The following is a 24,523-nucleotide window of genomic DNA, read 5'->3' as shown; positions in this document are numbered from 1 at the left end:
GGGGCCCCCCCCCCCCCCGCCGCTGCGGTGATCGGCAATCAGGCGCTGCACCATGTCCCGGGTGGCATCGGGCTGATCCATCTCGTCGAATGGTGTCCAGGAGAGGTCGGCTTCCAGGCGGTAGGACCCCTTGTAGGTATGGGGCGGGCCGTTGCGCCAATCCTCGGGAGCGAGCATGGAGAAGTAGAGTTCGCCGTCCTCGCGCTCGTAGAGGTGGTAGATGCTGCCCGGGCGCCGGGTGAAGTTGCACTTGGCCCGGTGCAGGTCCATGTCACGCTGACTTTCCTCGAGCACCTCCCGTGCCTGCTCCTGGAGGGCGCGAATCTGATCCGCGATCACCGTCAGCTTTGAGCTGGTGCGGTTGTTGATCGCCTGATCCGCCTCCTGGATCTCGCGGGCGGTGTCGACAAGGTCGATGGGCGCGGATAGCCGGCTGACCGGATAGGGGGAAGTCCGGCTGTGCCCTTCGTGACGGTCCGGATTGTCGTCGCGTTTGTAATCTGCCATAGCGTGTATACCCTAGTGCGCGTTTTCGCCTCAGGCAAGTAGCCGGGGGGTGGGCGGCGCTCCGCCGAGGCTTCGCCGCCCGCCCGGTGCATGGGGTGGCGCTCAGGGCGCTTCAAGGATGTCATCGGCCCGCCAAGCCTCGAGAAACCGGCGCTGGCTGTCGGTCAGGGCGTCGATGCCGACCCCCAGCGTTTCCAGCTTGAGGCGGGCCACCTCGGCGTCGACCTCGTCGGGAACCGGATGCACGCCGGCGCGGAGCTGGTCGCGGTGGCGCAACAGGTCGTCCGCGGCCATGAATTGCATCGCGAAGGTCTGGTCCATGACCTCGGCCGGGTGACCCATGGCCGTCGGGGCGGCCAGGTTCACCAGGCGACCTTCGCAGACCAAGTGGATCTCGCGGCCGTCGCTCATGCGGAAGGCCTCGATACCCGGTCGCGCCGGATAGCGGGATTCGGCCTGCTGGGCCAAGCCCGCGGCGTCGATCTCCACGTTGAAGTGCCCGGCGTTGGCCAGGATCGCGCCGTCGCGCATGCGCGCAACGTGCTCGGCGCGGATGACATCCCGGTTGCCCGTGGCGGTGATGAAGAAATCACCGACGCCGGCGGCCTCCTCCATGGGGCGCACGGCGAAACCGTTCATGTGGGCACGTAGCGCCCGGCGTGGTTCGACCTCCGTGATCGTCACCTGCGCCCCCCAGGCGCGGGCCTTGTGGGCGATCCCCACGCCGCAGTCACCGTAGCCGCAGATCACGACCTGCTTTCCGGCGAGCAGCAGGTTGGTTGTCAGCATCAGGTTGGTTAGTGCCGACTCGCCGGTGCCGTGGATATTGTCAAACTCGTGCTTCATCGGTGTGTGGTTGACGGCGTAAGCCGGGAAATGCAGAGCGCCCTCGGCCGTCATGGCCTGGATCCGCTGCACACCGGTGGTGGTCTGCTCGCAGACCCCACGCAGCCCGTCCAGCAGCTCGGGGCGCTGGTGAACGAGTCGTGCGGTGAGTTCGGCGGCGTCATCCAGGATCAGGTTGGGCTGGTGATCCAGGGCGCGGCCGTGGAGCCGGGCCAGCTCCGCCTCGCTGACACCGCGCCGGGCGTAGCCGCTGATCCCGGGTTGCTCATTGAGTGCCGCGACCACATCGTCCTGGCTGGAACCGGGTTCACTGCCGGTGAATACGACTTCGGCGCCGGCTGCGGCGAGTGTCTCCAGAAAGACGCCGGTTTTCGCCTCGATGTGGGAACAGACCGCGATGCATAGGCCTTCGAAGGGGCGCGTCTCGCGGTAGCGCTCGCGCAGGGCTTTGTGGACCGGCATATGGGCGCGGGCCCAGGCAAGCTTCTGATGGCCAGGCTCGGCACTGGTCGTCGTGGTCATGGGAACCTCAATCCTGATCAGCGGGTGGATGGCGCGCCGCGGCGGCGGCGCAGACACCCGTCGATGCGCACGGCTTGGATGCCGGCGCTGAAGTTCGAGGCTGCTGAACGACGGGTGAATATAGTACGATTCGCGCCCTTAGTATCCGGAGGTGCTCATGGAGATCAACCCGCTGCTTGAACAAATCGAAGACCTGCAAGGGCGTTTCGAGGCCCTGAGGGGGTATCTTTGACGAAGCCGGCAAACGCGAACGGCTTGAGGAAGTCCTGCGTGAGCTGGAGAACCCCGACGTCTGGAGCGACCCGGAGCGGGCCCAGGGGCTGAGCCGCGAGCGCTCTCAGCTGCAGTCCGTCCTGAGCACCCTCGAGGAGATCGGCGGGGTGCTCGATGACGCCGGCGAGATGGTCGCCATGGCCCGGGAGGAGGGCGACGAGGAAACTCTTGAGGCGGTCCAGGCGGATGTCCAGCGCGTCGCCACGCACATCGAGACCCTGGAGTTCCGACGCATGTTCTCCGGAGAGATGGACGCGTCCAATGCGTTCCTCGATATCCAGGCGGGGTCAGGCGGAACGGAGGCCCAGGACTGGGCCGAGATGCTGCTGCGGATGTATCTGCGCTGGGCCGAGGCCCGCGGCTTCGACACCGAGGTCATCGAGGTGACGGCCGGCCAGGAGGCGGGGGTCAAGAGCGCCACGATCAAGGTTACCGGCGAGTACGCCTTCGGCTGGCTGCGCACGGAGACCGGGGTTCACCGTCTGGTGCGCAAGTCGCCCTTTGACTCCGGCGGTCGCCGCCACACCTCGTTCTCCTCGGTGTTCGTGTCGCCGGAGATCGACGACGAGAATGTCGATATCGAGATCGACCCGTCGGATCTGCGCGTGGACGTCTTCCGCGCTTCCGGCGCAGGTGGCCAGCACGTCAATACCACCGAGTCGGCGGTCCGCATCACCCACGAACCCACCGGCGTCGTGGTGCAGTCGCAGAACGATCGATCGCAGCACAAGAACCGTGCCACGGCGATGAGTCAGCTGCGCGCCAAACTCTACGAGCTGGAGATGCAGCGCCGCCGTGCCGAGGCCGAAGCCCAGGAAGAGACCAAGTCCGATATCGGGTGGGGGAACCAGATCCGCTCCTACGTCCTCGATCAGTCCCGGATCAAGGATCTGCGGACGGGAATCGAGATCGGCAACACGCAGGCCGTGCTCGACGGCCACCTCGACCCGTTCATACAGGCGAGCCTCAAGGCCGGCCTCTGACGCTCGCCCCTGACACTGCCCGGAGTCAACGGATGTCCGAAAGCGACGAGAACAAGCTCATCGCCCAGCGCCGCGAGAAGCTGCAGGGTCTGCGCGATGCGGGCCAAGCCTTCCCCAACGATTTCCGCCGTGACGCGCTGGCCGCCGACCTTCACGAGCGCTACGGCCCGCTGGACGAGGAGGCCCTGGAGCAGGAGGGCGCTCGAGTCACGGTCGGCGGGCGCATGATGGCCAAACGGGTCATGGGCAAGGCGAGCTTCGCGCAGCTCCAGGACAGCTCGGGGCGGATCCAGCTCTATCTGCGCCGGGATGACCTGCCCGAGGGGGTCTACGCCGCGTTCAAGAGCTGGGACGTGGGCGATATCGTCGGCGCGACCGGGACGGTGTTCCGGACGAACAAGGGGGAGCTTTCCATCCATTGCGATCAGGTCCGGCTCCTAACGAAATCGCTGCGGCCGCTGCCGGAGAAGTGGCACGGGCTGACCGATCACGAGATCCGCTATCGCCAGCGCTACCTGGATCTAATCGTCAACCAGGAGAGTCGGCGCGTCTTTGCCCTGCGCACCCGCGTACTCGCTGCCCTGCGCCGTTTCCTGGATGGCCGCGGTTTCATGGAGGTGGAGACACCCATGATGCAGCCGATCCCCGGCGGAGCCGCGGCGCGACCTTTCGTGACCCACCACAACGCCCTCGGCCGGGATCTCTATCTGCGCATCGCGCCGGAGCTCTACCTCAAGCGGCTCGTCGTGGGGGGCTTCGAGCGTGTCTACGAAGTCAACCGAAACTTCCGGAACGAGGGGGTTTCGACCCGCCACAACCCGGAATTCACCATGCTGGAGTTCTATCAGGCCTTTGCCGACTACCACGACCTGATGGACCTTACCGAGGAAATGCTCCGGCATCTGGCTGAACAGGCGCTCGGAAGCGGACAGGTAACCTGGCAGGGCGAGACTTATGATTTCACTTCAACATTCGAGCGTATCTCTCTGATTGAGGCGGTCCTTCGGTGCAATCCTGACCTCACGGCCGAGGAACTCGCGGATCGCGAGCAGGCGGCCCGGGCGGCCGAGGCGCGCGGGATCGAGGTGAGCTCCGGCGACGGGCTGGGCAGGATCCAGGCGGCCCTGTTCGAGGAGACGGCTGAGCCTCGGCTCCACGGCCCGGTCTTTGTAACCGATTACCCCAAGGAGGTATCCCCCTTGGCTCGCCCGCGGGACGACGAACCCTTCTACACTGAGCGTTTTGAGTTGATCGTCGGTGGTCGCGAGATCGCCAACGGTTTCTCGGAACTTAACGACGCCGAGGACCAAGCGGATCGCTTCCGTGCCCAGGCGGCGGAGCGGGATGCCGGGGATCAGGAGGCGATGCACTACGACGGCGACTATATCCGTGCCCTGGAGTACGGGCTGCCGCCGACTGCCGGGGAGGGCATCGGGATCGACCGCCTGGTCATGCTGCTCGCTGACTGCGATTCGATCCGCGACGTCCTTCTATTCCCCGCCATGCGCCCGGAGTCGTAGGGCGGCGGTTCAGGTGCCGGCCTCGCGGAGGTGCAACGGCTGTCCGTTCACGCTCAGCGATGCGGGGCCGGCCAGCTGTGCCTCGCGCAGCGAAACGAGGGCCGTGAACCCCTGCGGCGCACCCGCTGCGCAGACGACGTGGCCGGCCAGCTGGTTGTCGGCATCACGGACCTCGCTGCCGTCCGCCGGCGCATCTCCGGTGCCCCGGGCGCGGAACATGCGCTGCTTGACCTTGCCGCGGTAGTGCGCCCGCGCCACCACCTCCTGCCCCGGGAAGCATCCCTTGCTGAAGCTCACGCCACCAAGGCGATCGAGATTCACCATCTGCGGGATGAACAGTTCCCGGCCCGGGGCGCGGATCTCGGGCTGTCCGGCAAGGATTTCCAACGCCCGCCAGGTCTCTTCGTCGGTCGGCGGCAGGTGTTCGGCAAGCACGCCCTCTACCGCGGCCACCGGGGCCGCCGGTCCGACCACCCAGTAGCGCTCCGGCGCACCGGGTAGCCGGATGATCGCCACCTCGCCGCTGCGCACAACGCCTTCGGCCTCTGGCATAGGGCGCTCACTCCATCGGGCCAGCAGGCTCCGGGCGGTCGGGCCGGCCGCCCGGAGCAGGCGCCACTGCATGTCGGGGGCGTGCACCGTCACCCTCGAGCGCAGTACATACATCTGCAGCCGGGCGACGGTCTCGGCCGCGGTGTCCTCCGGGAGGACGAGCCGGTAGCCGTCGTCCCAGGGGATGACTCGCGCCAGGGCAAGCAGCCGCCCCTTGGGCGTGCACAACCCGGCCAGCACGCTGCGTGCGTCGTCTGCAGCCGGGATGTCCGCGGTCAGGATGCGTTGCAAGAAATCCCCGGCTTCCTCGCCGGTAACCGCCACCACGCTGTAGCCGGTGCCGGTCTCGAGGCACTCCGGCTGAGAGGCACCGGCGCCGTCTTCGGGCGCATCTACCGGTACGGTCGGGAACTCTTCTCGCATAACCTCTCCTCGGTGGCTTGCTGCATCGGCGGCTTGCTGCATCTCGTGCCACTCTAGGGGCGGGATCCGTATACTGACATCGTATTCATTGTGGGTGATCATCGCCGGGGCAGCCAGCCTTAGACCGGGGCAGAATGTTAATCTTCCGTCAGCATCAGTATTCCCATTTGTTAATGCTTGCATTACGATTGTCCGCAATATAGCTTATCGTCCCGTTTCCTCACTCTTATCGTGCGCCGCAGGTTCTGACTCGGCTCAGCGGAGCAAAAATCCATGAGAAATCCGAATCGTCCGCTCTCTCCGCACCTGACCATCTACCGGCCGCAGTTGACCTCGCTGCTCTCGGTGCTCCACCGCGGCACCGGGGTGTTCGTCACCATGGCTGCGGTCCTGCTGGTCGCCTGGGTGATGGCCTTGGCCGCCGGACCCGAATACTACGAACTGCTGACGCGGGTGCTCGGCCACTGGTTCGGGCAGCTGGTGCTGCTGGGTATCACGTTCAGCCTGGCCTACCACCTTTGCAATGGCGTTCGGCACCTGGTTTGGGACACCGTGCGCGCCTTCGAGCTCAAGGCGGTCTATCGCGGCGGTTACATGGTGCTCGCCGCGAGCGTCCTGTTGACCGCCCTGGTCTGGGTGATCGCCTACGCAGGGGAGTTTTGATCATGCGTAAGTACGAGACCGCCGTCTCCCGGGCCCGCGGCCTCGGCTCGGCCAAGAACGGCTTCCACCACTGGTGGCATCAGCGCCTGACCGCGGTGGTGCTGGTTCCGCTGATGATGTGGCTGGGGATCGGCCTGGCCCTGCAGGCCGGCGCCGATTTCGAGGCGGCCCGGGCGTGGGTGGCGAACCCGTTCAACGCGACGCTGCTGATCGCCGCGATCATCATGTTGTTCTATCACGGGGCGCTCGGCGTTCAGGTGGTCATCGAGGACTACGTCCACCTCGAGGGGCTGAAGTGGTTCGGCAACCTCGCCGTCTACTTCGCATGTTTCCTGGTGGCCGTCGCCGGGATCCTGGCGGTCATCCAAATCGTTCTGGGGGGCTGAGGCGCAGATGACAGAACCGATCAAGACGGTCGAACACCAGTACGATGTCGTCGTTGTCGGTGCCGGTGGGGCCGGGCTCCGGGCGACCTTCGGCATGGCCGAACAGGGGCTGAACACCGCCTGTGTCACCAAGGTGTTCCCCACGCGCAGCCACACCGTGGCGGCCCAGGGCGGCGTCTCGGCGGCGCTCGGCAACATGGGCGAGGACGACTGGCGCTGGCATATGTACGACACCATCAAGGGGTCGGACTGGCTGGGTGACCAGGACGCCATCGAATACATGTGCCGCGAGGCGGTGCCGGCCATCGTGGAGCTGGAGCACTACGGCGTGCCCTTCTCGCGCACCGAGGACGGCAAGATCTATCAGCGCCCGTTCGGCGGCATGACCACCCACCTCGGTGAGGGAACGGCCCAGCGGACCTGCGCGGCCGCGGACCGAACCGGGCATGCCATCCTGCACACGCTCTACCAGCAGGCGCTCAAGCACAAGGCGGAGTTCTACATCGAACACTTCGCCATCGACCTGATGATGGACAACGGGGTTTGCCGGGGCGTGGTCACGCTCGACATGGAGACCGGCACGGTGCATATCTTCCGGGCCCATCAGGTGGTGCTGGCCACTGGCGGCTACGGGCGGAGCTACTTCTCCTGCACCTCGGCCCACACCTGCACCGGGGATGGCAACGGCATGGTCCTGCGTGCCGGTCTGCCGCTCCAGGACATGGAGTTCGTGCAGTTCCACCCGACCGGGATCTATGGCGCGGGCTGCCTGATCACCGAGGGAGTGCGGGGCGAGGGCGGTTACTTGACCAACGCCCAGGGCGAGCGGTTCATGGAACGTTACGCCCCGAACGCCAAGGATCTGGCCTCGCGCGACGTGGTCTCCCGCTCGATGACCATCGAGATCCGCGAGGGGCGGGGGGTCGGCGAGCACGGCGACCATATCCACCTGCATCTGGAGCATCTCGGGCCGGAGGTGATCCATGAACGGCTGCCAGGTATTGCCGAGTCGGCCCAGATCTTTGCCGGTGTCGATGTGACCAAGGAGCCGATCCCGGTCCTGCCCACGGTCCACTACAACATGGGCGGGATCCCGACCAACCACATGGGTGAGGTGGTTCATCTCAAGGGTGGTGACCCCGATGCGGTGGTTCCGGGGCTTATGGCCATCGGCGAAGCTGCCTGCGTCTCGGTGCACGGCGCCAACCGGCTCGGGTCGAACTCGCTGCTTGATCTGGTGGTCTTCGGCCGAGCCGCCGCCCACCGTGCCGCCGAAGTCATCGGCGGCCGCGGCAAACCCCATGCACCCCTGCCAGAGGGGGCGCCGGATCTGGCGCTGCAAAGGCTGGATCGGCTGCGTCGGGCCAATGGCAGCAAGCCGACGGCGCAACTGCGGGCCGAGATGCAGAACACCATGCAGAACTACGCCGCGGTCTTCCGCACGGGTGATGTGTTGGAGCAGGGCTGCAACCGGATGGACGATGTCTTCCGGGGCTTCGCCGACGTCGGGGTAACCGACCGTTCGCTGATCTGGAACTCGGATCTGATCGAGACGCTGGAGCTGGAGAACCTCCTTGGCAGCGCGGTGACCACCATCCATTCGGCGCGCAACCGCTTGGAGAGCCGCGGTGCCCACGCCCGGGAGGACTACTCGGAGCGTGATGACGAGAACTGGCTCAAGCACACGCTGGCGACGCTGCGCAGTGACGGTACGGTGGACATCGACTACCGCCCCGTCCATCTCCATACCCTGAGCGACGACGTGGAGGCGATCCCTCCCAAGGCCCGGGTGTACTAAAGACTCCAGGGAGACAGACATGGCAGAGTTCAGGCTTCCCGCCAACTCCCGCATCCGGAAGGGCTACACCTACCGTGCCCCCGACGCGGAAAAGAGCGAGAACATCCGGCGCATCCGGGTCTATCGTTACGACCCGGAGGGCGGCGCCACCCCGCGCATGGATACCTACGAGATCGACGCCGACAGCGCCGGACCGATGGTTCTCGATGCGCTGATCAAGATCAAGGACGAGGTCGATCCGACACTCACCTTCCGGCGTTCCTGCCGGGAGGGGATCTGCGGCTCCTGTGCGATGAACATCGACGGGACCAACACGCTCGCGTGTACCAAGGGCATGGATGAGATCAAGGGCGACGTGAAGGTCTACCCCCTGCCACACACGGACGTGATCAAGGACCTGGTCCCCGACCTGAATCACTTCTACGCCCAGTACGCCTCGCTGGAGCCGTGGATCAAGACCGAAACCCCGACACCGCCGGACAAGGAGCGCCTGCAGTCGAAGGAGGAGCGCGAGGCGCTCGATGGGCTCTACGAGTGCATCCTATGCGCCTGCTGCTCGACCTCCTGCCCGAGCTACTGGTGGAACGGCGATCGCTACCTGGGCCCGGCAGCGCTGCTTCAGGCTTATCGTTGGATTGCCGACAGCCGTGATGAGGGCACCGGGGAACGCCTCGACGACCTCGACGATTCCTTCAAGCTGTACCGGTGCCACACCATCATGAACTGCACGGCGACCTGCCCGAAGGGGCTGAATCCGGGCAAGGCGATCGGTGCCATCAAGCGGCTCATCGCTGAGCGTGAGACGTGACGCCGGTCGAGCACCATGCAGAGGCCGTGGCGGTGCGTAAGCGGTTGCGCTGGCGCTGCCGTCGCGGCACCAAGGAGCTGGACCTGCTCCTGGAGCGCTTCTTGGACGATCAATTCCTGCATCTCGATGCGCAGGACCAGGCGGCTTTCGAGCGGCTGCTCGGGCTTGAGGACCACTTCCTGCAGGACTGGCTGATCGCCGGGCAATCACCCACGGACGGGGAGCTGCACCGGGTTGTCGAACTTATCCGAACCACTGAGTTTCCGCCCGCGCGTTAGCAGCGCGTGGTTGCTTGTCCTAGCGGCGGCGGCCGTTGGGGGGCTGCTCGTGCTTGCCGAGCGGTCACCGCCAGTGGCGCTGTTCTTGCTCTGGGGCGGCGGACTGGTCGCGGCGCTGATCGCCGCCTGGCGCAGCCAGCGCCGTCTCCACTGGCTGCGCCGCTGTCATCTTCATCCCGACGGGCGGATCTTCCTACAGTCGCGGGACGGGCGCCGGTGCGGCGCCCGGGTGGTCAGCCGTTTCGCCCACCCATGGTTGGTCGCGCTCACCGTCCGGACCGTGGACGGGCGGCGCTACGATCTGTTCATTCCGCGCGGTCGGCTCGGTACTGAGCACCACCGGCGGCTGCGGGTCTGGGCCCGCTCGCGGCCCATTGATCCGCCGGCGGGCGTCATCGCTCGCGGAAAGAGCGCAAGTGGCCGAAAGGCCGGGGTTTTGGTGGGCGCAGGACGGTGGTGGAGCTCTGTTCATCGTCGCGCTCCGGAAAGTCCAGGGTGTAGTGTAGACCGCGGCTCTCCCGGCGCCGGCCGGCGCAGCGCACCGTGAGATTGGCTACCTCGATGAGGTTGCGCAGCTCGATCAGATCACCGCTGATGCGGAAGTTGCTGTAGTACTCGTGGACCTCGCGGGAGAGCAGGTCGATGCGCCTTGCCGCGCGTTCGAGCCGGCGGTCGCTGCGGACGATCCCCACATAGTTCCACATCGCTCGGCGTAGCTCGGCCCAGTTGTGGCTGACCACGACCTGTTCGTCGGAGTCGGTAACCCGGCTCTCGTCCCAAGGCGGGAGTTCGGGTGCCGGGATCGGCTGCTGCGCCTTGGCCGCAATGTCGCGGGCGGCCTCCGCGCCGAAGACTAGGCACTCAAGCAGCGAGTTGCTCGCGAGGCGGTTGGCTCCGTGCAGCCCGCTGCAGGCTGTCTCGCCGACGGCGTAGAGCCCCGGGACGTCGGTCTGCCCGCGTCTGTCGGCGATCACCCCGCCACAGGTGTAGTGGGCGGCGGGCACCACGGGCAGTGGCTCGCGGCGCATGTCGATACCCAGCTCCTGGCAGCGCCTCAGGATGGTCGGGAAGTGCTCCTCGATGAGCGAGTCCGGCTGGTGGCTGATGTCCAGATAGAGGCAGTCTGCGCCGAGACGTTTCATCTCGTAGTCGATCGCCCTTGCCACTACGTCCCGGGGGGCGAGTTCGCCGCGGGGGTCGAAGCGTTGCATGAAGCGTTCGCCACTGGGTAGGAGCAGGTGCCCACCCTCGCCGCGTACCGCCTCACTGATCAGGAAGGAGCGCTCCTGCGGGTGGTACAGGCAGGTCGGGTGGAACTGGTTGAACTCCAGGTTACCCACCCGGCATCCGGCCCGCCAAGCCATGGCGATCCCGTCACCGGTGGCGGCGTAGGGGCTGGTCGAGTAGAGGTAGACCTTGCTGGCCCCGCCGCAGGCGAGCACCACATAGGGTGCGTTGAGCAACTCTACGCGACCGCTGGCCTGGTCGAAGACGTAGGCCCCATAGCAGCGGTCCTCTGGCTCGCCGAGCCGCGCCCCGGTGATCAGGTCCACCGCGTAGCGGCCCTCGAGCAGATCGATATTGTCCCGCTCGATTACGAGCCCGGATAGGCTCCTTGAGATCGCCGCCCCGGTGGCATCCTCGGCATGTACGACACGGCGGTGGCTGTGCCCGCCCTCCTGGTGGAGATGCAACCCGTCGGTGCCGGCCCCGGGTGTGATGCGCGAGAAGGGCACTTCCTGGTCGACGAGCCATTCAATCGCCGTGCGTGCGCGCTCGGCCACGAATCGCGTAATATCCGAATCGTTGAGGGCCGCTCCGGCTTCCAGGGTGTCGGCAACATGGGCATCCACTGAGTCGGCCGCATCCAGCGCTGCCGAGACTCCGCCCTGCGCGTAGGGGGTGGCTCCCTCGGTCAGGGTTCCCTTGGAGAGGACCGCCACGCGAAGCTCGCGGGGGAGCTGCAGGGCCACGGTCAGCCCGGCCAGTCCGCTACCGATCACCAGGACATCGTAAGCCGTTCTTGGTTCCGCCATTTGGTTGCGCTTTTGCCAGCCTATCGGATAGGCTGCAAAGCTTCGCACGCCGCGCCACCCGCGGCAAATCACCCACCCACGATTGTCAGATTCCCGGAGCCGTGCGCGAACTCACGCCCCAGCGGAGTGTCTACAGCAGCAAGTACCGGCGCACCGACACAGGAGGGCGCCGGTGGCGATGAGCTCCGAGGAGTCGGACCGTGAGCTCGTGGAGCGTGTCCAGGCCGGTGATAAGCAGGCCTTTGACCTCCTCGTGCTGCGCTATCAGCAGAAGCTGGTCAAGCTCATCTCGCGTTACGTGCGCGATCCGCAGGAGGCGATGGACGTGGCTCAGGAGGCCTTTATCAAGGCCTACCGGGCGATACCCGGATTCCGGGGGGAGAGCAGCTTCTATACCTGGCTCTACCGGATCGGGGTCAACACGGCCAAGAACCACCTGGTTGCGCAGGGGCGCCGGCCACCGGACTCCGATGTCGATGCGCAGGACGCGGAGCGTTTTGACATCGACACCATGCTCCGCGAGCAGGATACGCCGGAGGCCGAAGCCTATCGGGACGAAGTCGAGCGCACGGTGGTCGAGGCCATCGCCGAGCTGCCGGAGGAGTTGCGTACCGCGGTCACGCTGCGGGAACTCGAGGGTCTGAGCTATCAGGAGATCGCTCAGGTCATGGAGTGCCCGGTGGGGACGGTACGCTCGCGCATCTTCCGGGCCCGAGAGGCGATCGACAAGCGACTGCGGCCGCTGACCGGCGAAGAGACATAGGGCATGGTGGCTTTCGGGGGATAAGGGTATGTCGGAAGAAGAACATCGGGACCGACTCGCAGAGCAACTCTCCGCGCTGGTGGATGACGAGTTGCCACGCGAGCAACGGGCGTTCCTGATGCGGCGTCTGGACCATGACGCCGATGCCCGCCTGCAGGTGGCGCGCTACTATCTGATGCGTGATGCGCTGCAGCGCAACCTGCCGCCGCAGCCCAGTACCGATCTGGTCGAGCGGGTGCGCGCGGGGCTGGCCGATGAGCCAGTCCACCATGTTCAGCGCGGCGCGGCTCGGCAGCCCGCAGCGCGGGATTGGCGCCGTCCGGCGTTCGGCGGTCTGATCGCCGCTAGTGTGGCGGCGGTGACCGTGCTCTGGTGGCAGGGTGGGGCGCCACCCGATGCTGGCACCGGGCCGACGGCCGGCAGCGGCGAACCGGCGACCGAGGTGGCCTCGCCGGCAGGCGGTGAGCGATCCATAGGCGGCACCACGGTTCGTCCCGTCACCCTGGGCGACAGTGGCGGACTGCCCTGGCCGGACAGCGACCGGGGCACAGCGGGAACCACCCGCGAACAGTCCTTTGATCCGGTGCCAGACGCCATGCCGTCCCGTTTGCATCGCTTCATGATCGATCACGCCGAGCAGGCCGAGTCCGACTACCCCGGCAGCATGCTTCATCAGGTACGGGTTCCGCAGCATGGGGATCCCTGATCGGGGCTGGTTCCGCGGCGCGCTCCTCTGCGCCGGTTTGCTCTGGGCCGCGCACGGCCAGGTCGCGCTGGCCGATGACAGCGGCCAGCGCGCGGCCGATGATGGCCGCGAAGCGCTCAACCGCATGGTCGAGGCCCTCGATCAGCGCTCCTACGAAGGGATCTTCGTCTACGCCCGGGCCGGCGTCGTGGAGACCGTGCGCATCGTGCACCGCGCCGACGAGGCTGGTCGCCACCAGCGTCTGGAGATGCTCACCGGAGCCCACCGGGAGCTGGTGCGTACGCCCGAGGGTGCCCTGCTGGCTGGACCTGTCCCCGAGGGGGATCGACTGCGCGGCAGTGGCGTGGCGACCGCCTTGGGCGAAGGGTGGCCCAGGGCTGACAGCATCTCCGATGAACTCTATCGTATCCGCATCGGTGGGGAAGGGCGGGTCGCCGGACGCCCGGTCCAGGTGATCTCCATCGAGCCGTTGGATCAGCTGCGCTACGGTCATCGTCTCTGGGTCGATGAAGAGAGCGGGCTGCCGCTCCAGGCCCAACTGCTGGACGGGCGCCGGGTCATCGAGCGCCTGCTGTTTACCAGCTTCCGCCTCCGCGAGGACATCGGCACCGAGGAGTTGGCCCCCAGCGGCGAGGCGCAGCAGCGGGTTGAGCGCCGCCCGGCTACAAAGACCGCAGACGGCCCCGAACCGGATTGGGAAGTGATCGACGTGCCCGCGGGGTTCTCCCGGATTGCCCACGGCCGGATACCGTCGGAGGAGCAAGGGCAGGATCCCATCGAGCACTTGCTGTTCAGCGACGGCCTGGCCACTGTGTCCGTCTATATCGCCCCGGAGCCGGAAGGTGATGAGGGGCGGGCGCGGGCCGGGGCGCTGCATGCCCACGAACGCCCCGTCGATGGCTATCAAGTCACGGCGATCGGCGACGTACCAGCCAAGACCGTCGAGCGTTTCGCGACTCGGACGCAGCGACGCTAAGACATCTCGGGAACAGTGGACCGGGCCAGGCGCCCCCGGGCAACAGGGTGAGGATCGATGGGTATGGCGAAACGTAAGTCAGTGCGGATCGCACTGGCTGTAGGTTTGGGGCTGGGTATCAGTGTCCCGGCGGCTGCCCTCGAGCTGCCGGATTTCACCGAGCTCGTCCGCGATAACAGTGCGGCGGTGGTGAACATCAGTACCCGGCAGGAGGCGCCAGCACAGCCGACCCCGGAGGGAATGCCGCCCGAAGGCATTGAGCCCCAGCAGGGTCCGGCGCCGCCGGCCACCGGGGCGCGCCAGGTCTCGACGCCCCATGGTGACGAGCTGCATCTCCCCGATCCCGGTGAGCAGCCTGGCCCGGGTCCCTTCGGCGAGGATGGGCAATCACTCGGTTCGGGGTTTTTGATCAGCGAGGACGGAGTCATCCTGACCAATCACCACGTCGTCGCCCGGGCGGAGGAGGTCATCGTCCGACTCGCCGATGGTCGCGAGCACGACGCGGAGGTGATCGGCTCCGACGAGCGCACCGATTTGGCCGTCGTCGAGATTGAGACCGACGATGAGCTGCCCACCGTCTCGGTGGGCAGCGCCGATGCACTTGAGGTCGGGGAGTGGGTCCTGGCCATCGGCTCGCCGTTCGGATTCGAGCACTCCGTAACCGCCGGGATCGTCTCGGCCAAGGGCCGTTCGCTGCCGCACGGGAACTATGTGCCTTACATCCAGACTGATGTGGCTATCAACCCCGGGAACTCCGGGGGGCCGCTGTTCAACCTCGACGGTGAGGTTGTCGGGATCAATTCGCAGATCTATAGCCGTACCGGCGGCTTCATGGGGCTGTCATTCGCGATCCCCATCGAGCTGGCGATGGACGTCGCCGATCAGCTCCGTGAGACCGGGGAGGTGCAGCGCGGGTGGCTCGGGGTCCTGATCCAGGACCTGACGCGTGATCTGGCCGAGGGGTTCGGCCTTGAGCGCCCCCGTGGGGCCCTGGTCTCGGAGCTGCTCGATGACAGCCCCGCCGCTGAGGCCGGCCTTCAGAGCGGAGACGTCATTCTGGAGTTCGACGGCGAGGTGGTGGAGAATTCCGCCGCCTTGCCGCCCATGGTCGGGCGGACCAGTATCGGGCGCAGGGTCGAACTGCTGATCCTTCGTGATGGCGAGACCAAGACCGTGGAGGTCGAAGTGGCTGCCCTGCCGGGCGAGGACGAACTCGCCGCCTCGCCCGGGAAGCAGGACCCTGCGGACCGCAAGGGCGGTGCCGACCTGGGGCTGCGGGTGGAGCCCGTGGACGATGCCACCCGGCAGGAGTTGGAACTGGAGGATGAGGGCGGAGTGCTCATCACCGGCGTCGAAGAGGGGCCGGCCGCCGAGGCCGGGCTGCGGGTGGGCGACGTGCTGGTCAGTTTCGATCGGGAGCCTGTGCACACGGCGGAGGACCTCAGCGACGGCGTGGCTGCCGTGGAGCCCGGCAGTACCGTGCCGGTGCTGGTGATCCGTGACGGACACCCGAGTTTTCTGGCATTACAAATGCCCTGAGGCCTCGAAACGAGTAGAATGTGGGCGCCGCCCGCACGCGGGTGGCGCTTTTCTTTTTGGTTGGAACCGGCGACAAGGCAGGACCGAGCAACGCATGGAGAATATCCGCAACTTCTCGATCATCGCCCACATCGATCACGGCAAGAGCACGCTCTCGGATCGATTCATTCAGGTCGCCGGGACGCTGAGCGAGCGCGAGAGCCGCGACCAGGTCCTGGATTCCATGGACCTTGAGCGCGAACGAGGCATCACTATCAAGGCGCAGAGCGTGTCGCTGAAGTACCACGCGCGGGACGGGCAGGTCTACGAGCTGAACTTCATCGATACCCCGGGCCACGTGGACTTCTCCTACGAGGTATCTCGTTCGCTGGCCGCGTGCGAGGGAGCACTGCTGGTGGTCGATGCCTCCCAGGGGGTCGAGGCCCAGAGCGTCGCCAACTGCTATACGGCCCTCGAGCAGGACCTGGAGATCATCCCGGTGCTCAACAAGATCGACCTGCCGTCGGCGGAGCCTGAGGAGGTGCTCGAGCAGATCGAGGAAATCATTGGGCTGGACGGGGCCGAGGCGCTGATGGTCAGCGCCAAGACCGGTGAGGGGGTCGAGGATCTGCTCGAGGCCCTGGTCCAACGGGTGCCGCCGCCGAAGGGGCAGGCCGACGCGCCGCTCAAGGCCTTAATCATGGACTCCTGGTTCGATAACTACCTCGGCGTGGTGTGCCTGGCCCGGATCTTCGACGGCGAACTGCGCAAGGGGGACCGGATCCGCGTGATGGCCACGGACCGCGAATTTCAGGTGGATGATCTGGGCATCTTCACCCCTAAACGCACCCCGCAGGACCGGCTCGGTACCGGGCAGGTCGGCTATGTGGTCGCAGGCATCAAGGACATCGACGGTGCGCCGGTTGGTGCCACCCTCACGCGCGCTCAGGAGCCAGCCGCAACGCCGGTGCCCGGTTTCAAGCAGGTCCAGCCGCGTGTATTCGCCGGTCTCTTCCCCACCAGCTCCGACGACTTCGAGGCGCTGCGCACCGCCCTTGGCAAGCTACGGCTCAACGACGCCGCATTGAACTACGAGCCCGAAAACTCCCAGGCACTGGGCTTCGGTTTCCGCGTGGGGTTCCTTGGCATGCTCCACATGGAGATCATCCAGGAGAGGCTCGAGCGGGAGTACGATCTGGACCTGGTCACGACCGCACCGACCGTGGTCCACCACGTGATCACCCGCGACGGGCAGGAGCTGGAGATCGACAACCCGGCGAATCTGCCGCCGAACGCGGAGATCGAGGAGATCCAGGAGCCGATCATCGAGGCAAGCATCCTGGTGCCCCAGGAGTACGTCGGCAACGTCCTCGCCCTCTGCGAGGAGAAGCGGGGCGTCCAGAAAGAGATGCAGTACGTTGGCCAGCAGATCTCGCTAGTCTACGAGATGCCGCTCAGCGAGGTGGTCCTCGATTTCTTCGACCGCCTCAAGTCGGCGACGCGTGGTTTCGCTTCCTTCGATTACGAACTCAAGCGTTTTCAGGCCGACGATCTGGTCAAGCTCGATGTCCTGATCAACGGCGACCGCGTGGATGCGCTGTCGAATATCGTCCACCGGGATCACTCCTACCACCGCGGCCGGGCCCTGGTGGAGCGGCTCAAGGAGATCATCCCGAGGCAGATGTTCGAGGTGGCCATACAGGCGGCCATTGGCGGGCAGATCATTGCACGCAGCACCGTCAAGGCGATGCGCAAGAACGTCACCGCCAAGTGCTACGGCGGGGATGCGAGCCGCAAGCGCAAGCTCCTCGAGAAACAGAAGGAGGGCAAGAAGCGCATGAAGCAGGTCGGCAAGGTGGAGATCCCGCAGGATGCCTTCCTTGCCGTGCTGCGGGTCGATGACTCAAAGGATTAGTGGGCGCCCATGAACTTTGAAATCCTCCTTGTTGTGCTGACCCTGCTCACCGGCCTGGTGTGGGGCTGGGATCGGTGGCTGCGTCACCGCGAGAATATCGATCGTGACCGCGACCCGTGGTATATCGATCTGCCGCGCTCGCTTTTTCCGATCATCCTGATCGTGTTGCTGGTTCGCTCGTTCGTGGCCGAGCCGTTCCGCATCCCCTCCGGTTCGATGCTCCCCACGCTGCAGGCCGGCGATTTCATCCTGGTCAATAAGGCCTCCTACGGCATCCGTCTGCCCGTCCTGCGCAGCCGCCTGTTCGGGGATGGCGAGCCGGAGCGGGGCGAGGTGGCCGTGTTCCGCTATCCCGTTGACCCGGGCCAGGACTACATCAAGCGAGTCATCGGCCTGCCTGGGGACGAGATTCGGTATCAGGATCGGACGTTCTACGTTAACGGTGAGCGCCTGGAGCAGGAAGGGCAGGAGCGCTACGCCGGCCCAGGCGCTGACCCGGACCAACCCTCGGTCCTGCGCACGGAGCGGGTCTCCGGTCGCGAATACACCATCCTCCACCATCCGGCTTCCCAGTCGGCGGATTTCACGTACACGGTCCCCGAGGGTAAGTACTTCACTGTCGGGGATAACCGGGATCGCAGTGCCGACAGCCGGATGTGGGGCCCGGTGTCGGACGACTACCTGGCCGGGCGCGCGTTCCTGATCTGGATGAGTTGGGACAGCGAGGAGGGCGGGATCGCCTGGGATCGCATTGGCCAGCGGATCGAATAACCCATGTCCGATCTCGAACGCCTGCAACAGCGGCTCGATCACCGGTTCCGGGAACTTGACCGCCTCCAGGAGGCGGTCACGCACCGCAGTGCCGGCGGCCGCCACAATGAACGCCTGGAATTCCTGGGCGACTCGGTGCTGAACTTCGTCATCGCCCACGAGGTATTCCACCGGCGCCCGGGCGATAGCGAGGGTACGCTGTCGCGGTTGCGCGCGAGCCTGGTCAATCGCTCCAGCCTAGCGGCCATCGCGCGGGACATAGAACTGGGTGACCATCTTCGCCTGGGCGGCGGCGAACTCAAGAGCGGCGGCCACCGGCGTGACTCCATCCTGGCCGATGCCCTGGAGGCGGTGTTCGGCGCGGTCTACCTGGACGCGGGCTTCGAGACCGCGTCGCAAGTCATCATCGGCTTGTATCGTCCGCGACTGGAGAGCTTGCCGGAGCAGGCGGTGCTCAAGGACCCCAAGACTCGCCTGCAGGAGGTTCTGCAGTCGACGCGCCGTCCCCTGCCCGGCTACCAGGTGCTGGATGTCCGCGGACGAGCCCACCATCAGCGCTTTCAGGTCGAGTGCCGACTCAGCGACAGCGAGCAGAAAACGGTCGGTGAGGCCGGCAGCCGCAGGCAGGCCGAGCAGCGCGCCGCCGAGGCGATGCTCGTCGAGATCGGCGCCGAGTCGGCGGAAGGAGGAGGCTCCGGCCATGAGTAATGGATCAACCGAGGCGATTGCGACGCTCGAGCACAGCGGGCTGTGCGCACTGGTCGGTCGGCCCAATGTCGGTAAATCGACGCTGCTCAACGCCTTGCTCGGCGAGAAGGTGAGCATCGTCACGCGCAAGCCACAGACCACTCGGCACCGTATCCTGGGCGTTCTCAATCGCCCCGGATCCCAGACGGTGCTGGTCGATACGCCGGGCATGCACCAATCCGCCAAGCGTGCCCTGAATCGCCAGCTCAACCGGGCCGCCCACAGCGCGCTGGAAGATATCGATGTGGTCGTCTTCGTCGTCCGCGGAACAGAGTGGAAGGATGACGACCAGAGGGTCCTGGAACGCCTCACCGAGGTCGACGCCCCTGTCATTGCGGCGGTGAATCAGGTTGACCGGGTCCAGGACAAACGGCTGCTTTTACCACATCTGGAGTGGTTGGCCGCGCAACGGGAATTCGCGGCGCTGGTGCCGGTATCGGCTACCCGGAAAGAGAATCTCGATGCCCTCGAGCAGGAGATCATCCAGCAGCTTCCGGCGGGGCCACCCCTGTTCCCGGCCGACCAGATCACCGACCGGGACCTCGGCTTTCGCCTCGGTGAGTTAGTCCGCGAACAGCTCATGCTCAATCTCGGCGACGAACTTCCCTACACCACCACGGTGCAGATCGAGCAGCTCCATCGCGAGGAGGGTATGACCCGGCTATCGGCGGTCATCTGGGTCGAGACCGAGGGGCAGAAACCCATCGTGATCGGACGCGGGGGCGAACGGCTCAAGAAAATCGGTCGCAGCGCCCGGTTGCAGATGGAGAATATGCTCGGCGAACGGGTCCACCTGGAGCTCTGGACCAAGGTCAAGGAGCAGTGGACGAACGATCGGCGGGCGCTCGACGAGCTCGGTTACACGGATTGAATGGATACCGCGCAGGGGCAGCCGGCCTGGGTGCTTCATCGGCGAGCCTTCCGCGAGAGCAGCACCCTGGTCGAACTGTTCAGCCGCGAGCACGGGCGTATCGGTGCAGTTGCCAACGGGGTGCGGCGACGGGGGTGGAGCGGGCAGCTTGAGCCTTTTATCCCGCTTCAGGTCGTCTGGAAAGGCCGCGGCGACCTCAAGACCCTGACCGAAGTCGAGCAAGCCGGACGCGGCTATGCGTTGCGTGGTGGGGCGCTGGCGTGTGGGTTTTACATGGCTGAGCTCCTGCTGGCGTTGACCCGGCGGGAGGACCCGCACCCGCTGACCTGGGAGCGTTACGCTATCGCCGTCGATTGTCTGGCTGGGGATGATGCGGAGCCCGCACTGCGGCGCTTCGAGCTCGCGCTCCTGGAGGAGAGCGGCTACGGCATGGAGCTGGAAACGGACGTCCTCGGCCGGCCGGTTGTGCCGCAGTCCGCCTACCGCTACACCCCGGAGCGGGGCGCTGAGCCTGCGGGCACGGGCGAGGGCGGCGTGGAGGTCCGGGGGGCTACACTGCTGGCACTGGCAGCCACGGAGGGGCAGGGTTTGTCGCAAGAACCGGTGCGCAGCGAGGCGCGGCGGCTGATGCGGGCGGTGCTCCATCGACATCTGGGTGGGCGCCGGTTGCGCAGTCGCGAGATGTTCCGATCGCTGCGCGGTTGATGGGACGGCTTTCTGGGAGACCTATGTCCACGGGGCAAATTCAACTCGGTGTCAATATCGATCATGTGGCTACGCTGCGTCAGGCGCGCGGCACACGCTACCCTGACATCCTTCACGCCGCGGCGGAGGCCGAGCGCGGAGGGGCGGATGCGATCACGGTCCACCTGCGCGAGGATCGCCGGCACATTCAAGACCGTGACGTGGAGGAGCTGCAGCGGCATACGCAGACCCGGGTCAACCTGGAAATGGCGGTTACCGACGAGATGATCGGGATCGCCTCGCGGCTGGGTCCGGCGGATTGCTGCCTGGTGCCGGAACGGCGCGCCGAGTTGACCACCGAGGGTGGCCTCGACGTTGCCGGGGATGTGCAGCGCCTGGAGCAGGCTTGCCGCAGCCTGGGCGAGGCCGGCATCCGGGTGTCGCTGTTCATCGACCCCGATCCGGCCCAGATCGATGCCGCGGCGACCGCCGGGGCCCCGGTGATCGAACTCCACACCGGTGCTTACGCCGATGCCCCGGATGCCGCTACGCAGGGCCGCGAACTCGAGCGCCTGCGGACGGCGGCGTTACGGGCCCGTGATGCCGGACTGCAGGTCAATGCCGGGCATGGTCTGCACTACCATAACGTGGAGCCGGTAGCGGCACTCCCGGCCATGGCCGAACTGAACATCGGCCATGCCATTGTCGCCCGCGCGGTCTTCGAGGGGCTGACGCCGGCCGTGGCGGAGATGAAGCGGCTCATGCGGTCGGCGGCGGCATGATTGCCGGCATTGGTACGGACATTGTGGCCGTGGTGCGACTGGAGCGTGCACTGGAGCGCCACGGTGAGCGACTCGCCCGGCGTGTTCTGGCGCCGGGCGAACTGCAAGGCTTCCAAGAGTCCGGCGGTACCGCGGCGTTCCTGGCGCGCCGATTCGCTGCCAAGGAGGCTGCCTCCAAGGCCCTGGGCACCGGGCTGAGCGATGGGGTGACGCTGCGCGATCTTGAGGTGGTCCACGATGCCCGGGGCAAGCCCTCGCTGCGCTTCCACGGCGCCGCCGCCGAGCGGGCCGCAGCCCTGCGGGTGAATGAGGCAGCCCTGAGCCTCAGCGACGAGCGGGAGTACGCCGTTGCCTTCGTGGTCCTCGTAACCGGCTGATCGACAGGGAGAGAAACGATGAACGTGCTCGCCTTTGATATCGAGACCGTTCCCGACCTGGCCGGCGGCCGGGTCGTCTACGGTCTGGACGGCCTCGAGGACACGGATGTCTCCCGGGCCATGGCGGCGCGACGCCGCCAGGAGACTGGAAACGAGTTCCCGCGACTGCACCTGCACCGGGTGGTGGCCATTTCGCTGGCCGGTCTGGTCGAGGGCCGTTTTCGCGTCTGGTCACTGGGCACCCCGGAGGATGGCGAGCAGATACTCCTCGAACGCTTCTTCGAGGGACTCGATCGCTATGTGCCCAATCTGGTCTCCTGGAACGGCAATGGCTTCGATATCCCCGTGCTGCACCATCGCGCTCTGATCAATGGGGTCAGTGCGCCGCGTTACTGGGAGACGGGCGACAACGATCGAGCCTTCCGTTTCAACAACTACCTCAACCGCTATCATGATCGCCACCTCGATCTGATGGACGTCCTCTCCTCGTTCCAGATGCGGGGTGCCGCACCGCTGGACGAGGTGGCCACGCTCTGCGGTCTGCCCGGCAAGATGGGCATGACCGGCGGCGCGGTAGCCGATGCCGTCGCCCGGGGCGAGATCGAGGCGGTGCGCAACTACTGCGAGACCGACGTGCTCAATACCTATTTGCTATACCTGCGCTTCCAGTACTTCCGCGGCGCCCTGGACCGCGAAGACTACCAGCGCGAGACCGACCGGGTGGCTGCGGCGTTGGAAGCCACCGATCGTCCCCACCTGAGCAGCTTCCTGGAGGCCTGGCGTGGGGCGTAAACGGCGTATGTCCCGCGAGCCGGTGGAGGCCCGTATCGAGGGCATGGCCCACGAGGGGCGCGGGATCACCCACGATGCCCAGGGGCGGCCGGTTTTCGTCGATTTCGCCCTGCCGGGCGAGCGGGTTCGCTACCGGTATACCAAGCTGCGCCGTCAACGGGCCGAGGCGACGGCGATCGAGATTCTCGAGCCGGCGGCCGAGCGGATCGCACCGCATTGTGACCATTTCGGCACCTGCGGCGGGTGCGCGCTGCAGCATCTTCCCCCGGAGGCGCAGATCGCCCACAAGGAACGGGTCCTGCTCGAGCAGCTACAGCGCATCGGTGGTGTCGAACCGGAGCAGCGTCTGGCACCGCTGACCGGGCCGGTCTGGGGGTACCGGCGCAAGGCGAGGCTAGCCGTCAAGCACGTGCCTAAGAAGGGTGGGGTGCTAGTCGGCTTCCGCGAGAAGCACAGCCCGCTCGTGGCGCCGGTGGACAGTTGTCCGGTGCTCGACCCGCGGGTGGGTGAGCGCATGCAGGACCTGGCCAGTCTGGTCGGCTCCCTGTCGATCCCGGACCGCATTCCCCAGATCGAGGTAGCCTGCGGGGACGCGCGCGCGGCGCTGGTGCTGCGCCACCTGGCGCCGCTCACAGACAGCGATCTGGATCGGCTGAGTGAGTTTGCCGCAGCCACCGGCCTGGCCATCCTCCGTCAGCCGGGGGATGAATCCACGGTGACGCCGGTGGCGCCGCAGTCGGCGCTGGACCTAAGCTACGCCCTGCCGCCCTACGATGTCGAAGTGGCGTTCTTACCCACGGACTTCACGCAGGTCAATGCCCCCATCAACGTGGCCATGGTCGAGCAGGCTCTGGAATGGCTGCAGCCGCGGCCGGGCAGACGCATCCTCGACCTGTTCTGCGGGGTGGGCAACTTCACGCTGCCGTTGGCGCGAGAAGGGGCCGCGGTGACCGGCATCGAGGGCGAGGCGGGACTGGTCCGCCGCGCCGAGGAGAATGCGGCCACCAACGGCCTGGACGCCTCCTTCGCCGTGGCCGATCTCGCCAGCGAGGAGGGCACCCGACAGGCGGCGGGACACTATGACGCCGTCCTGCTGGACCCGCCACGCTCTGGTGCCCAGGAGGTTCTTCCCGCGGTTGCCGGCACAGGCGCTAGCCGGGTGGTCTATTGCTCCTGTGGCCCCGCAACGTTGGCCCGCGATGCCGGGATCCTTGTCGCCGAGCACGGCTTCCGGCTGAAGGCGGCGGGTATTATGGACATGTTCCCGCACACCGCCCATGTCGAGAGCTTCGCGGTTTTCGACCGTGACTGAATCGAGGGAGTAAAGGAATGGCCCACCGTTTCGAGATCCTCGGTCGTGACCCCTGCCATGAGGGGTTCCTCCGTTTGGACCGGATCCGTCTGCGTCACGCCAGGTTTGAGGGCGGCATGACGCCCGAGTTGACGCGGGAGTGTCTGGTCCGTGGCTTGGCCGTTGGCGTCCTGCCTTATGATCCCGAGCGCGACGAGGTCATCCTGGTCGAGCAGTTCCGGGTCGGGGCCATCGACGACAATCGCGGCGCCTGGATCACCGAGACCATCGCCGGCATCGCGGAACCTGGGGAAGATCCGCGCACAGTGGCCATCCGCGAGGCGCGGGAAGAGGCCAACGTGGTCATTGAGGACCTGCGCCCGATTGCGGACTACCTGCCCAGCCCCGGCGGCAGCACGGAGCGGGTCGTGCTTTACTGTGCCCGCTGCGATACCAGTGAAGCCGGCGGTGTCCACGGGCTCGACGAGGAGCACGAGGATATCTGGACCCATGTGCTCCCGGCCGACGAGGCCATCGGACAGGTGGCAGAGGGCCATTATCGGGCCGCCATGCCGGTGATTGCGCTACAGTGGCTGGCTCTCAACCGCCGTCGTCTGCGCGAGGAGTGGACCGAGGGGGCCTGGTCGGACCATCTCTGGTCCGCTGAGGATCCCGACTAGCGCCCGGAGCAGCAACGTCACCGGGCCCACCCGGGGCCGGGCCGCAAGGGCCCGG

24 protein-coding genes and 2 pseudogenes are annotated in these 24,523 nt (G+C 66.5%); 22 read left to right on the top strand and 4 right to left on the bottom strand.

What is annotated here, in order from left to right; translation table 11 throughout:
- Positions 1–45: 45 nt before the first annotated feature.
- Together LRF89_RS00520 and LRF89_RS00515 are read right to left on the bottom strand one after the other, a co-directional pair.
- Positions 46–507, bottom strand: a pseudogene (locus LRF89_RS00520) (DUF2452 domain-containing protein); the annotation flags it as partial.
- Positions 508–609: 102 nt separating this feature from the next.
- Positions 610–1,875: an adenosylhomocysteinase gene (locus LRF89_RS00515; RefSeq protein WP_201167299.1), complete on the bottom strand. Its 1,266-nt coding sequence runs from the start codon at positions 1,873–1,875 to the stop codon at positions 610–612.
- A gap of 157 nt (positions 1,876–2,032) precedes the next feature.
- Between LRF89_RS00515 and prfB the strand changes: the two genes are divergently transcribed.
- Together prfB and lysS are read left to right on the top strand one after the other, a co-directional pair.
- A protein-coding gene (gene prfB, locus LRF89_RS00510; RefSeq protein WP_201242539.1) for a peptide chain release factor 2 occupies positions 2,033–3,131 on the top strand; the annotation gives its coding sequence in 2 pieces (ribosomal slippage) (positions 2,033–2,104 and positions 2,106–3,131; 1,098 coding nt in all).
- Between the two features lie 32 nt (positions 3,132–3,163).
- The gene (gene lysS, locus LRF89_RS00505) at positions 3,164–4,651 is read left to right on the top strand and encodes a lysine--tRNA ligase (RefSeq protein WP_238636415.1); all 1,488 of its coding nucleotides are present in this window, start codon (positions 3,164–3,166) and stop codon (positions 4,649–4,651) included.
- 9 nt (positions 4,652–4,660) lie between these two features.
- Here the strand turns inward: lysS and ygfZ are convergent, their stop codons facing one another.
- Positions 4,661–5,626 carry a CAF17-like 4Fe-4S cluster assembly/insertion protein YgfZ gene (gene ygfZ / locus LRF89_RS00500; RefSeq protein ID WP_201167290.1) on the bottom strand — a complete coding sequence of 322 codons (966 nt, stop codon included), beginning with the start codon at positions 5,624–5,626 and terminating at the stop codon, positions 4,661–4,663.
- Positions 5,627–5,899: 273 nt separating this feature from the next.
- Here ygfZ and sdhC point away from each other — a divergent pair, with 273 nt between their 5' ends.
- From sdhC to LRF89_RS13630, 6 genes and pseudogenes are all read left to right on the top strand, one after another.
- Positions 5,900–6,289: a succinate dehydrogenase, cytochrome b556 subunit gene (sdhC, locus tag LRF89_RS00495; RefSeq protein WP_201167287.1), complete on the top strand. Its 390-nt coding sequence runs from the start codon at positions 5,900–5,902 to the stop codon at positions 6,287–6,289.
- A gap of 2 nt (positions 6,290–6,291) precedes the next feature.
- Positions 6,292–6,675 carry a succinate dehydrogenase, hydrophobic membrane anchor protein gene (sdhD, locus tag LRF89_RS00490; RefSeq protein WP_201167285.1) on the top strand — a complete coding sequence of 128 codons (384 nt, stop codon included), beginning with the start codon at positions 6,292–6,294 and terminating at the stop codon, positions 6,673–6,675.
- Positions 6,676–6,682: 7 nt separating this feature from the next.
- Positions 6,683–8,473, top strand: coding sequence for a succinate dehydrogenase flavoprotein subunit (sdhA, locus tag LRF89_RS00485; RefSeq protein ID WP_238636414.1), 1,791 nt, complete (start codon positions 6,683–6,685; stop codon positions 8,471–8,473).
- 19 nt (positions 8,474–8,492) lie between these two features.
- On the top strand, positions 8,493–9,281 hold the full coding sequence (locus LRF89_RS00480) for a succinate dehydrogenase iron-sulfur subunit (protein WP_201167280.1): 789 nt from the start codon (positions 8,493–8,495) through the stop codon (positions 9,279–9,281).
- Positions 9,278–9,559 carry an FAD assembly factor SdhE gene (locus tag LRF89_RS00475; RefSeq protein ID WP_238632575.1) on the top strand — a complete coding sequence of 94 codons (282 nt, stop codon included), beginning with the start codon at positions 9,278–9,280 and terminating at the stop codon, positions 9,557–9,559. The genes LRF89_RS00480 and LRF89_RS00475 overlap by 4 nt, the downstream gene beginning before the upstream one ends.
- A 49-nt stretch (positions 9,560–9,608) precedes the next feature.
- A pseudogene (locus LRF89_RS13630) lies at positions 9,609–9,869 on the top strand (hypothetical protein); the annotation flags it as partial.
- A gap of 82 nt (positions 9,870–9,951) precedes the next feature.
- On the opposite strand, the gene nadB reads toward LRF89_RS13630, so the two are convergent.
- A complete protein-coding gene (nadB, locus tag LRF89_RS00470; RefSeq protein WP_201242537.1) occupies positions 9,952–11,595 on the bottom strand; it encodes an L-aspartate oxidase in 1,644 nt (547 codons plus the stop codon).
- A gap of 178 nt (positions 11,596–11,773) precedes the next feature.
- Here nadB and rpoE point away from each other — a divergent pair, with 178 nt between their 5' ends.
- The 14 genes from rpoE to LRF89_RS00400 all read left to right on the top strand — a co-directional run bounded on the left by rpoE (position 11,774) and on the right by LRF89_RS00400 (position 24,468).
- The gene (gene rpoE, locus LRF89_RS00465; RefSeq protein ID WP_201167424.1) at positions 11,774–12,358 is read left to right on the top strand and encodes an RNA polymerase sigma factor RpoE; all 585 of its coding nucleotides are present in this window, start codon (positions 11,774–11,776) and stop codon (positions 12,356–12,358) included.
- A gap of 28 nt (positions 12,359–12,386) precedes the next feature.
- The gene (locus tag LRF89_RS00460) at positions 12,387–13,064 is read left to right on the top strand and encodes a sigma-E factor negative regulatory protein (RefSeq protein ID WP_201167274.1); all 678 of its coding nucleotides are present in this window, start codon (positions 12,387–12,389) and stop codon (positions 13,062–13,064) included.
- Positions 13,051–14,040 (top strand): MucB/RseB C-terminal domain-containing protein, encoded by a 990-nt coding sequence (locus LRF89_RS00455; RefSeq protein WP_201167271.1) that lies wholly within the window; start codon positions 13,051–13,053, stop codon positions 14,038–14,040. The genes LRF89_RS00460 and LRF89_RS00455 overlap by 14 nt, the downstream gene beginning before the upstream one ends.
- Positions 14,041–14,103: 63 nt before the next feature.
- A complete protein-coding gene (locus LRF89_RS00450; RefSeq protein ID WP_238636413.1) occupies positions 14,104–15,579 on the top strand; it encodes a DegQ family serine endoprotease in 1,476 nt (491 codons plus the stop codon).
- Between the two features lie 94 nt (positions 15,580–15,673).
- A complete protein-coding gene (lepA, locus tag LRF89_RS00445; protein ID WP_201167266.1) occupies positions 15,674–17,473 on the top strand; it encodes a translation elongation factor 4 in 1,800 nt (599 codons plus the stop codon).
- Between the two features lie 9 nt (positions 17,474–17,482).
- A complete protein-coding gene (gene lepB / locus LRF89_RS00440) occupies positions 17,483–18,244 on the top strand; it encodes a signal peptidase I (protein WP_201167263.1) in 762 nt (253 codons plus the stop codon).
- A 3-nt stretch (positions 18,245–18,247) separates the two neighbouring features.
- A complete protein-coding gene (gene rnc / locus LRF89_RS00435) occupies positions 18,248–18,952 on the top strand; it encodes a ribonuclease III (protein WP_201167262.1) in 705 nt (234 codons plus the stop codon).
- On the top strand, positions 18,945–19,862 hold the full coding sequence (era, locus tag LRF89_RS00430; RefSeq protein ID WP_201167260.1) for a GTPase Era: 918 nt from the start codon (positions 18,945–18,947) through the stop codon (positions 19,860–19,862). The genes rnc and era overlap by 8 nt, the downstream gene beginning before the upstream one ends.
- Entirely contained in the window at positions 19,863–20,567 is a 705-nt protein-coding gene (recO, locus tag LRF89_RS00425; protein WP_201167258.1) for a DNA repair protein RecO, read from the top strand.
- Positions 20,568–20,590: 23 nt separating this feature from the next.
- Positions 20,591–21,328 (top strand): pyridoxine 5'-phosphate synthase, encoded by a 738-nt coding sequence (gene pdxJ, locus LRF89_RS00420; RefSeq protein WP_238636412.1) that lies wholly within the window; start codon positions 20,591–20,593, stop codon positions 21,326–21,328.
- Complete coding sequence (acpS, locus tag LRF89_RS00415; protein WP_201167254.1) at positions 21,325–21,705, top strand: holo-ACP synthase; 381 nt, start codon at positions 21,325–21,327, stop codon at positions 21,703–21,705. Before pdxJ ends, acpS begins: the two co-directional genes overlap by 4 nt.
- An 18-nt stretch (positions 21,706–21,723) precedes the next feature.
- Positions 21,724–22,497: a 3'-5' exonuclease gene (locus tag LRF89_RS00410; RefSeq protein ID WP_201167252.1), complete on the top strand. Its 774-nt coding sequence runs from the start codon at positions 21,724–21,726 to the stop codon at positions 22,495–22,497.
- Between the two features lie 7 nt (positions 22,498–22,504).
- On the top strand, positions 22,505–23,809 hold the full coding sequence (gene rlmD, locus LRF89_RS00405; protein WP_201167250.1) for a 23S rRNA (uracil(1939)-C(5))-methyltransferase RlmD: 1,305 nt from the start codon (positions 22,505–22,507) through the stop codon (positions 23,807–23,809).
- A 17-nt stretch (positions 23,810–23,826) separates the two neighbouring features.
- A complete protein-coding gene (locus LRF89_RS00400) occupies positions 23,827–24,468 on the top strand; it encodes an NUDIX domain-containing protein (RefSeq protein ID WP_201167246.1) in 642 nt (213 codons plus the stop codon).
- Positions 24,469–24,523 lie beyond the last annotated feature (55 nt).

The organism is Halorhodospira sp. 9621, assembly GCF_022228055.1.
Lineage (GTDB): Bacteria > Pseudomonadota > Gammaproteobacteria > Nitrococcales > Halorhodospiraceae > Halorhodospira > Halorhodospira halophila_A.
The sequence above is the reverse complement of the archived record's forward strand: the minus strand, read 5'-3'. Positions and strand labels throughout refer to the sequence as shown.

Coding starts and splice junctions, on each gene's coding strand:
- LRF89_RS00515 (WP_201167299.1), bottom strand. CDS start 1,875: ATGACCACGACGACCAGTGCCGAGCCTGGCCATCAGAAGCTTGCCTGG.
- lysS (WP_238636415.1), top strand. CDS start 3,164: ATGTCCGAAAGCGACGAGAACAAGCTCATCGCCCAGCGCCGCGAGAAG.
- ygfZ (WP_201167290.1), bottom strand. CDS start 5,626: ATGCGAGAAGAGTTCCCGACCGTACCGGTAGATGCGCCCGAAGACGGC.
- sdhC (WP_201167287.1), top strand. CDS start 5,900: ATGAGAAATCCGAATCGTCCGCTCTCTCCGCACCTGACCATCTACCGG.
- sdhD (WP_201167285.1), top strand. CDS start 6,292: ATGCGTAAGTACGAGACCGCCGTCTCCCGGGCCCGCGGCCTCGGCTCG.
- sdhA (WP_238636414.1), top strand. CDS start 6,683: ATGACAGAACCGATCAAGACGGTCGAACACCAGTACGATGTCGTCGTT.
- LRF89_RS00480 (WP_201167280.1), top strand. CDS start 8,493: ATGGCAGAGTTCAGGCTTCCCGCCAACTCCCGCATCCGGAAGGGCTAC.
- nadB (WP_201242537.1), bottom strand. CDS start 11,595: ATGGCGGAACCAAGAACGGCTTACGATGTCCTGGTGATCGGTAGCGGA.
- rpoE (WP_201167424.1), top strand. CDS start 11,774: ATGAGCTCCGAGGAGTCGGACCGTGAGCTCGTGGAGCGTGTCCAGGCC.
- LRF89_RS00460 (WP_201167274.1), top strand. CDS start 12,387: ATGTCGGAAGAAGAACATCGGGACCGACTCGCAGAGCAACTCTCCGCG.
- LRF89_RS00455 (WP_201167271.1), top strand. CDS start 13,051: ATGGGGATCCCTGATCGGGGCTGGTTCCGCGGCGCGCTCCTCTGCGCC.
- LRF89_RS00450 (WP_238636413.1), top strand. CDS start 14,104: ATGGCGAAACGTAAGTCAGTGCGGATCGCACTGGCTGTAGGTTTGGGG.
- lepA (WP_201167266.1), top strand. CDS start 15,674: ATGGAGAATATCCGCAACTTCTCGATCATCGCCCACATCGATCACGGC.
- lepB (WP_201167263.1), top strand. CDS start 17,483: ATGAACTTTGAAATCCTCCTTGTTGTGCTGACCCTGCTCACCGGCCTG.
- rnc (WP_201167262.1), top strand. CDS start 18,248: ATGTCCGATCTCGAACGCCTGCAACAGCGGCTCGATCACCGGTTCCGG.
- era (WP_201167260.1), top strand. CDS start 18,945: ATGAGTAATGGATCAACCGAGGCGATTGCGACGCTCGAGCACAGCGGG.
- recO (WP_201167258.1), top strand. CDS start 19,863: ATGGATACCGCGCAGGGGCAGCCGGCCTGGGTGCTTCATCGGCGAGCC.
- pdxJ (WP_238636412.1), top strand. CDS start 20,591: ATGTCCACGGGGCAAATTCAACTCGGTGTCAATATCGATCATGTGGCT.
- acpS (WP_201167254.1), top strand. CDS start 21,325: ATGATTGCCGGCATTGGTACGGACATTGTGGCCGTGGTGCGACTGGAG.
- LRF89_RS00410 (WP_201167252.1), top strand. CDS start 21,724: ATGAACGTGCTCGCCTTTGATATCGAGACCGTTCCCGACCTGGCCGGC.
- rlmD (WP_201167250.1), top strand. CDS start 22,505: ATGTCCCGCGAGCCGGTGGAGGCCCGTATCGAGGGCATGGCCCACGAG.
- LRF89_RS00400 (WP_201167246.1), top strand. CDS start 23,827: ATGGCCCACCGTTTCGAGATCCTCGGTCGTGACCCCTGCCATGAGGGG.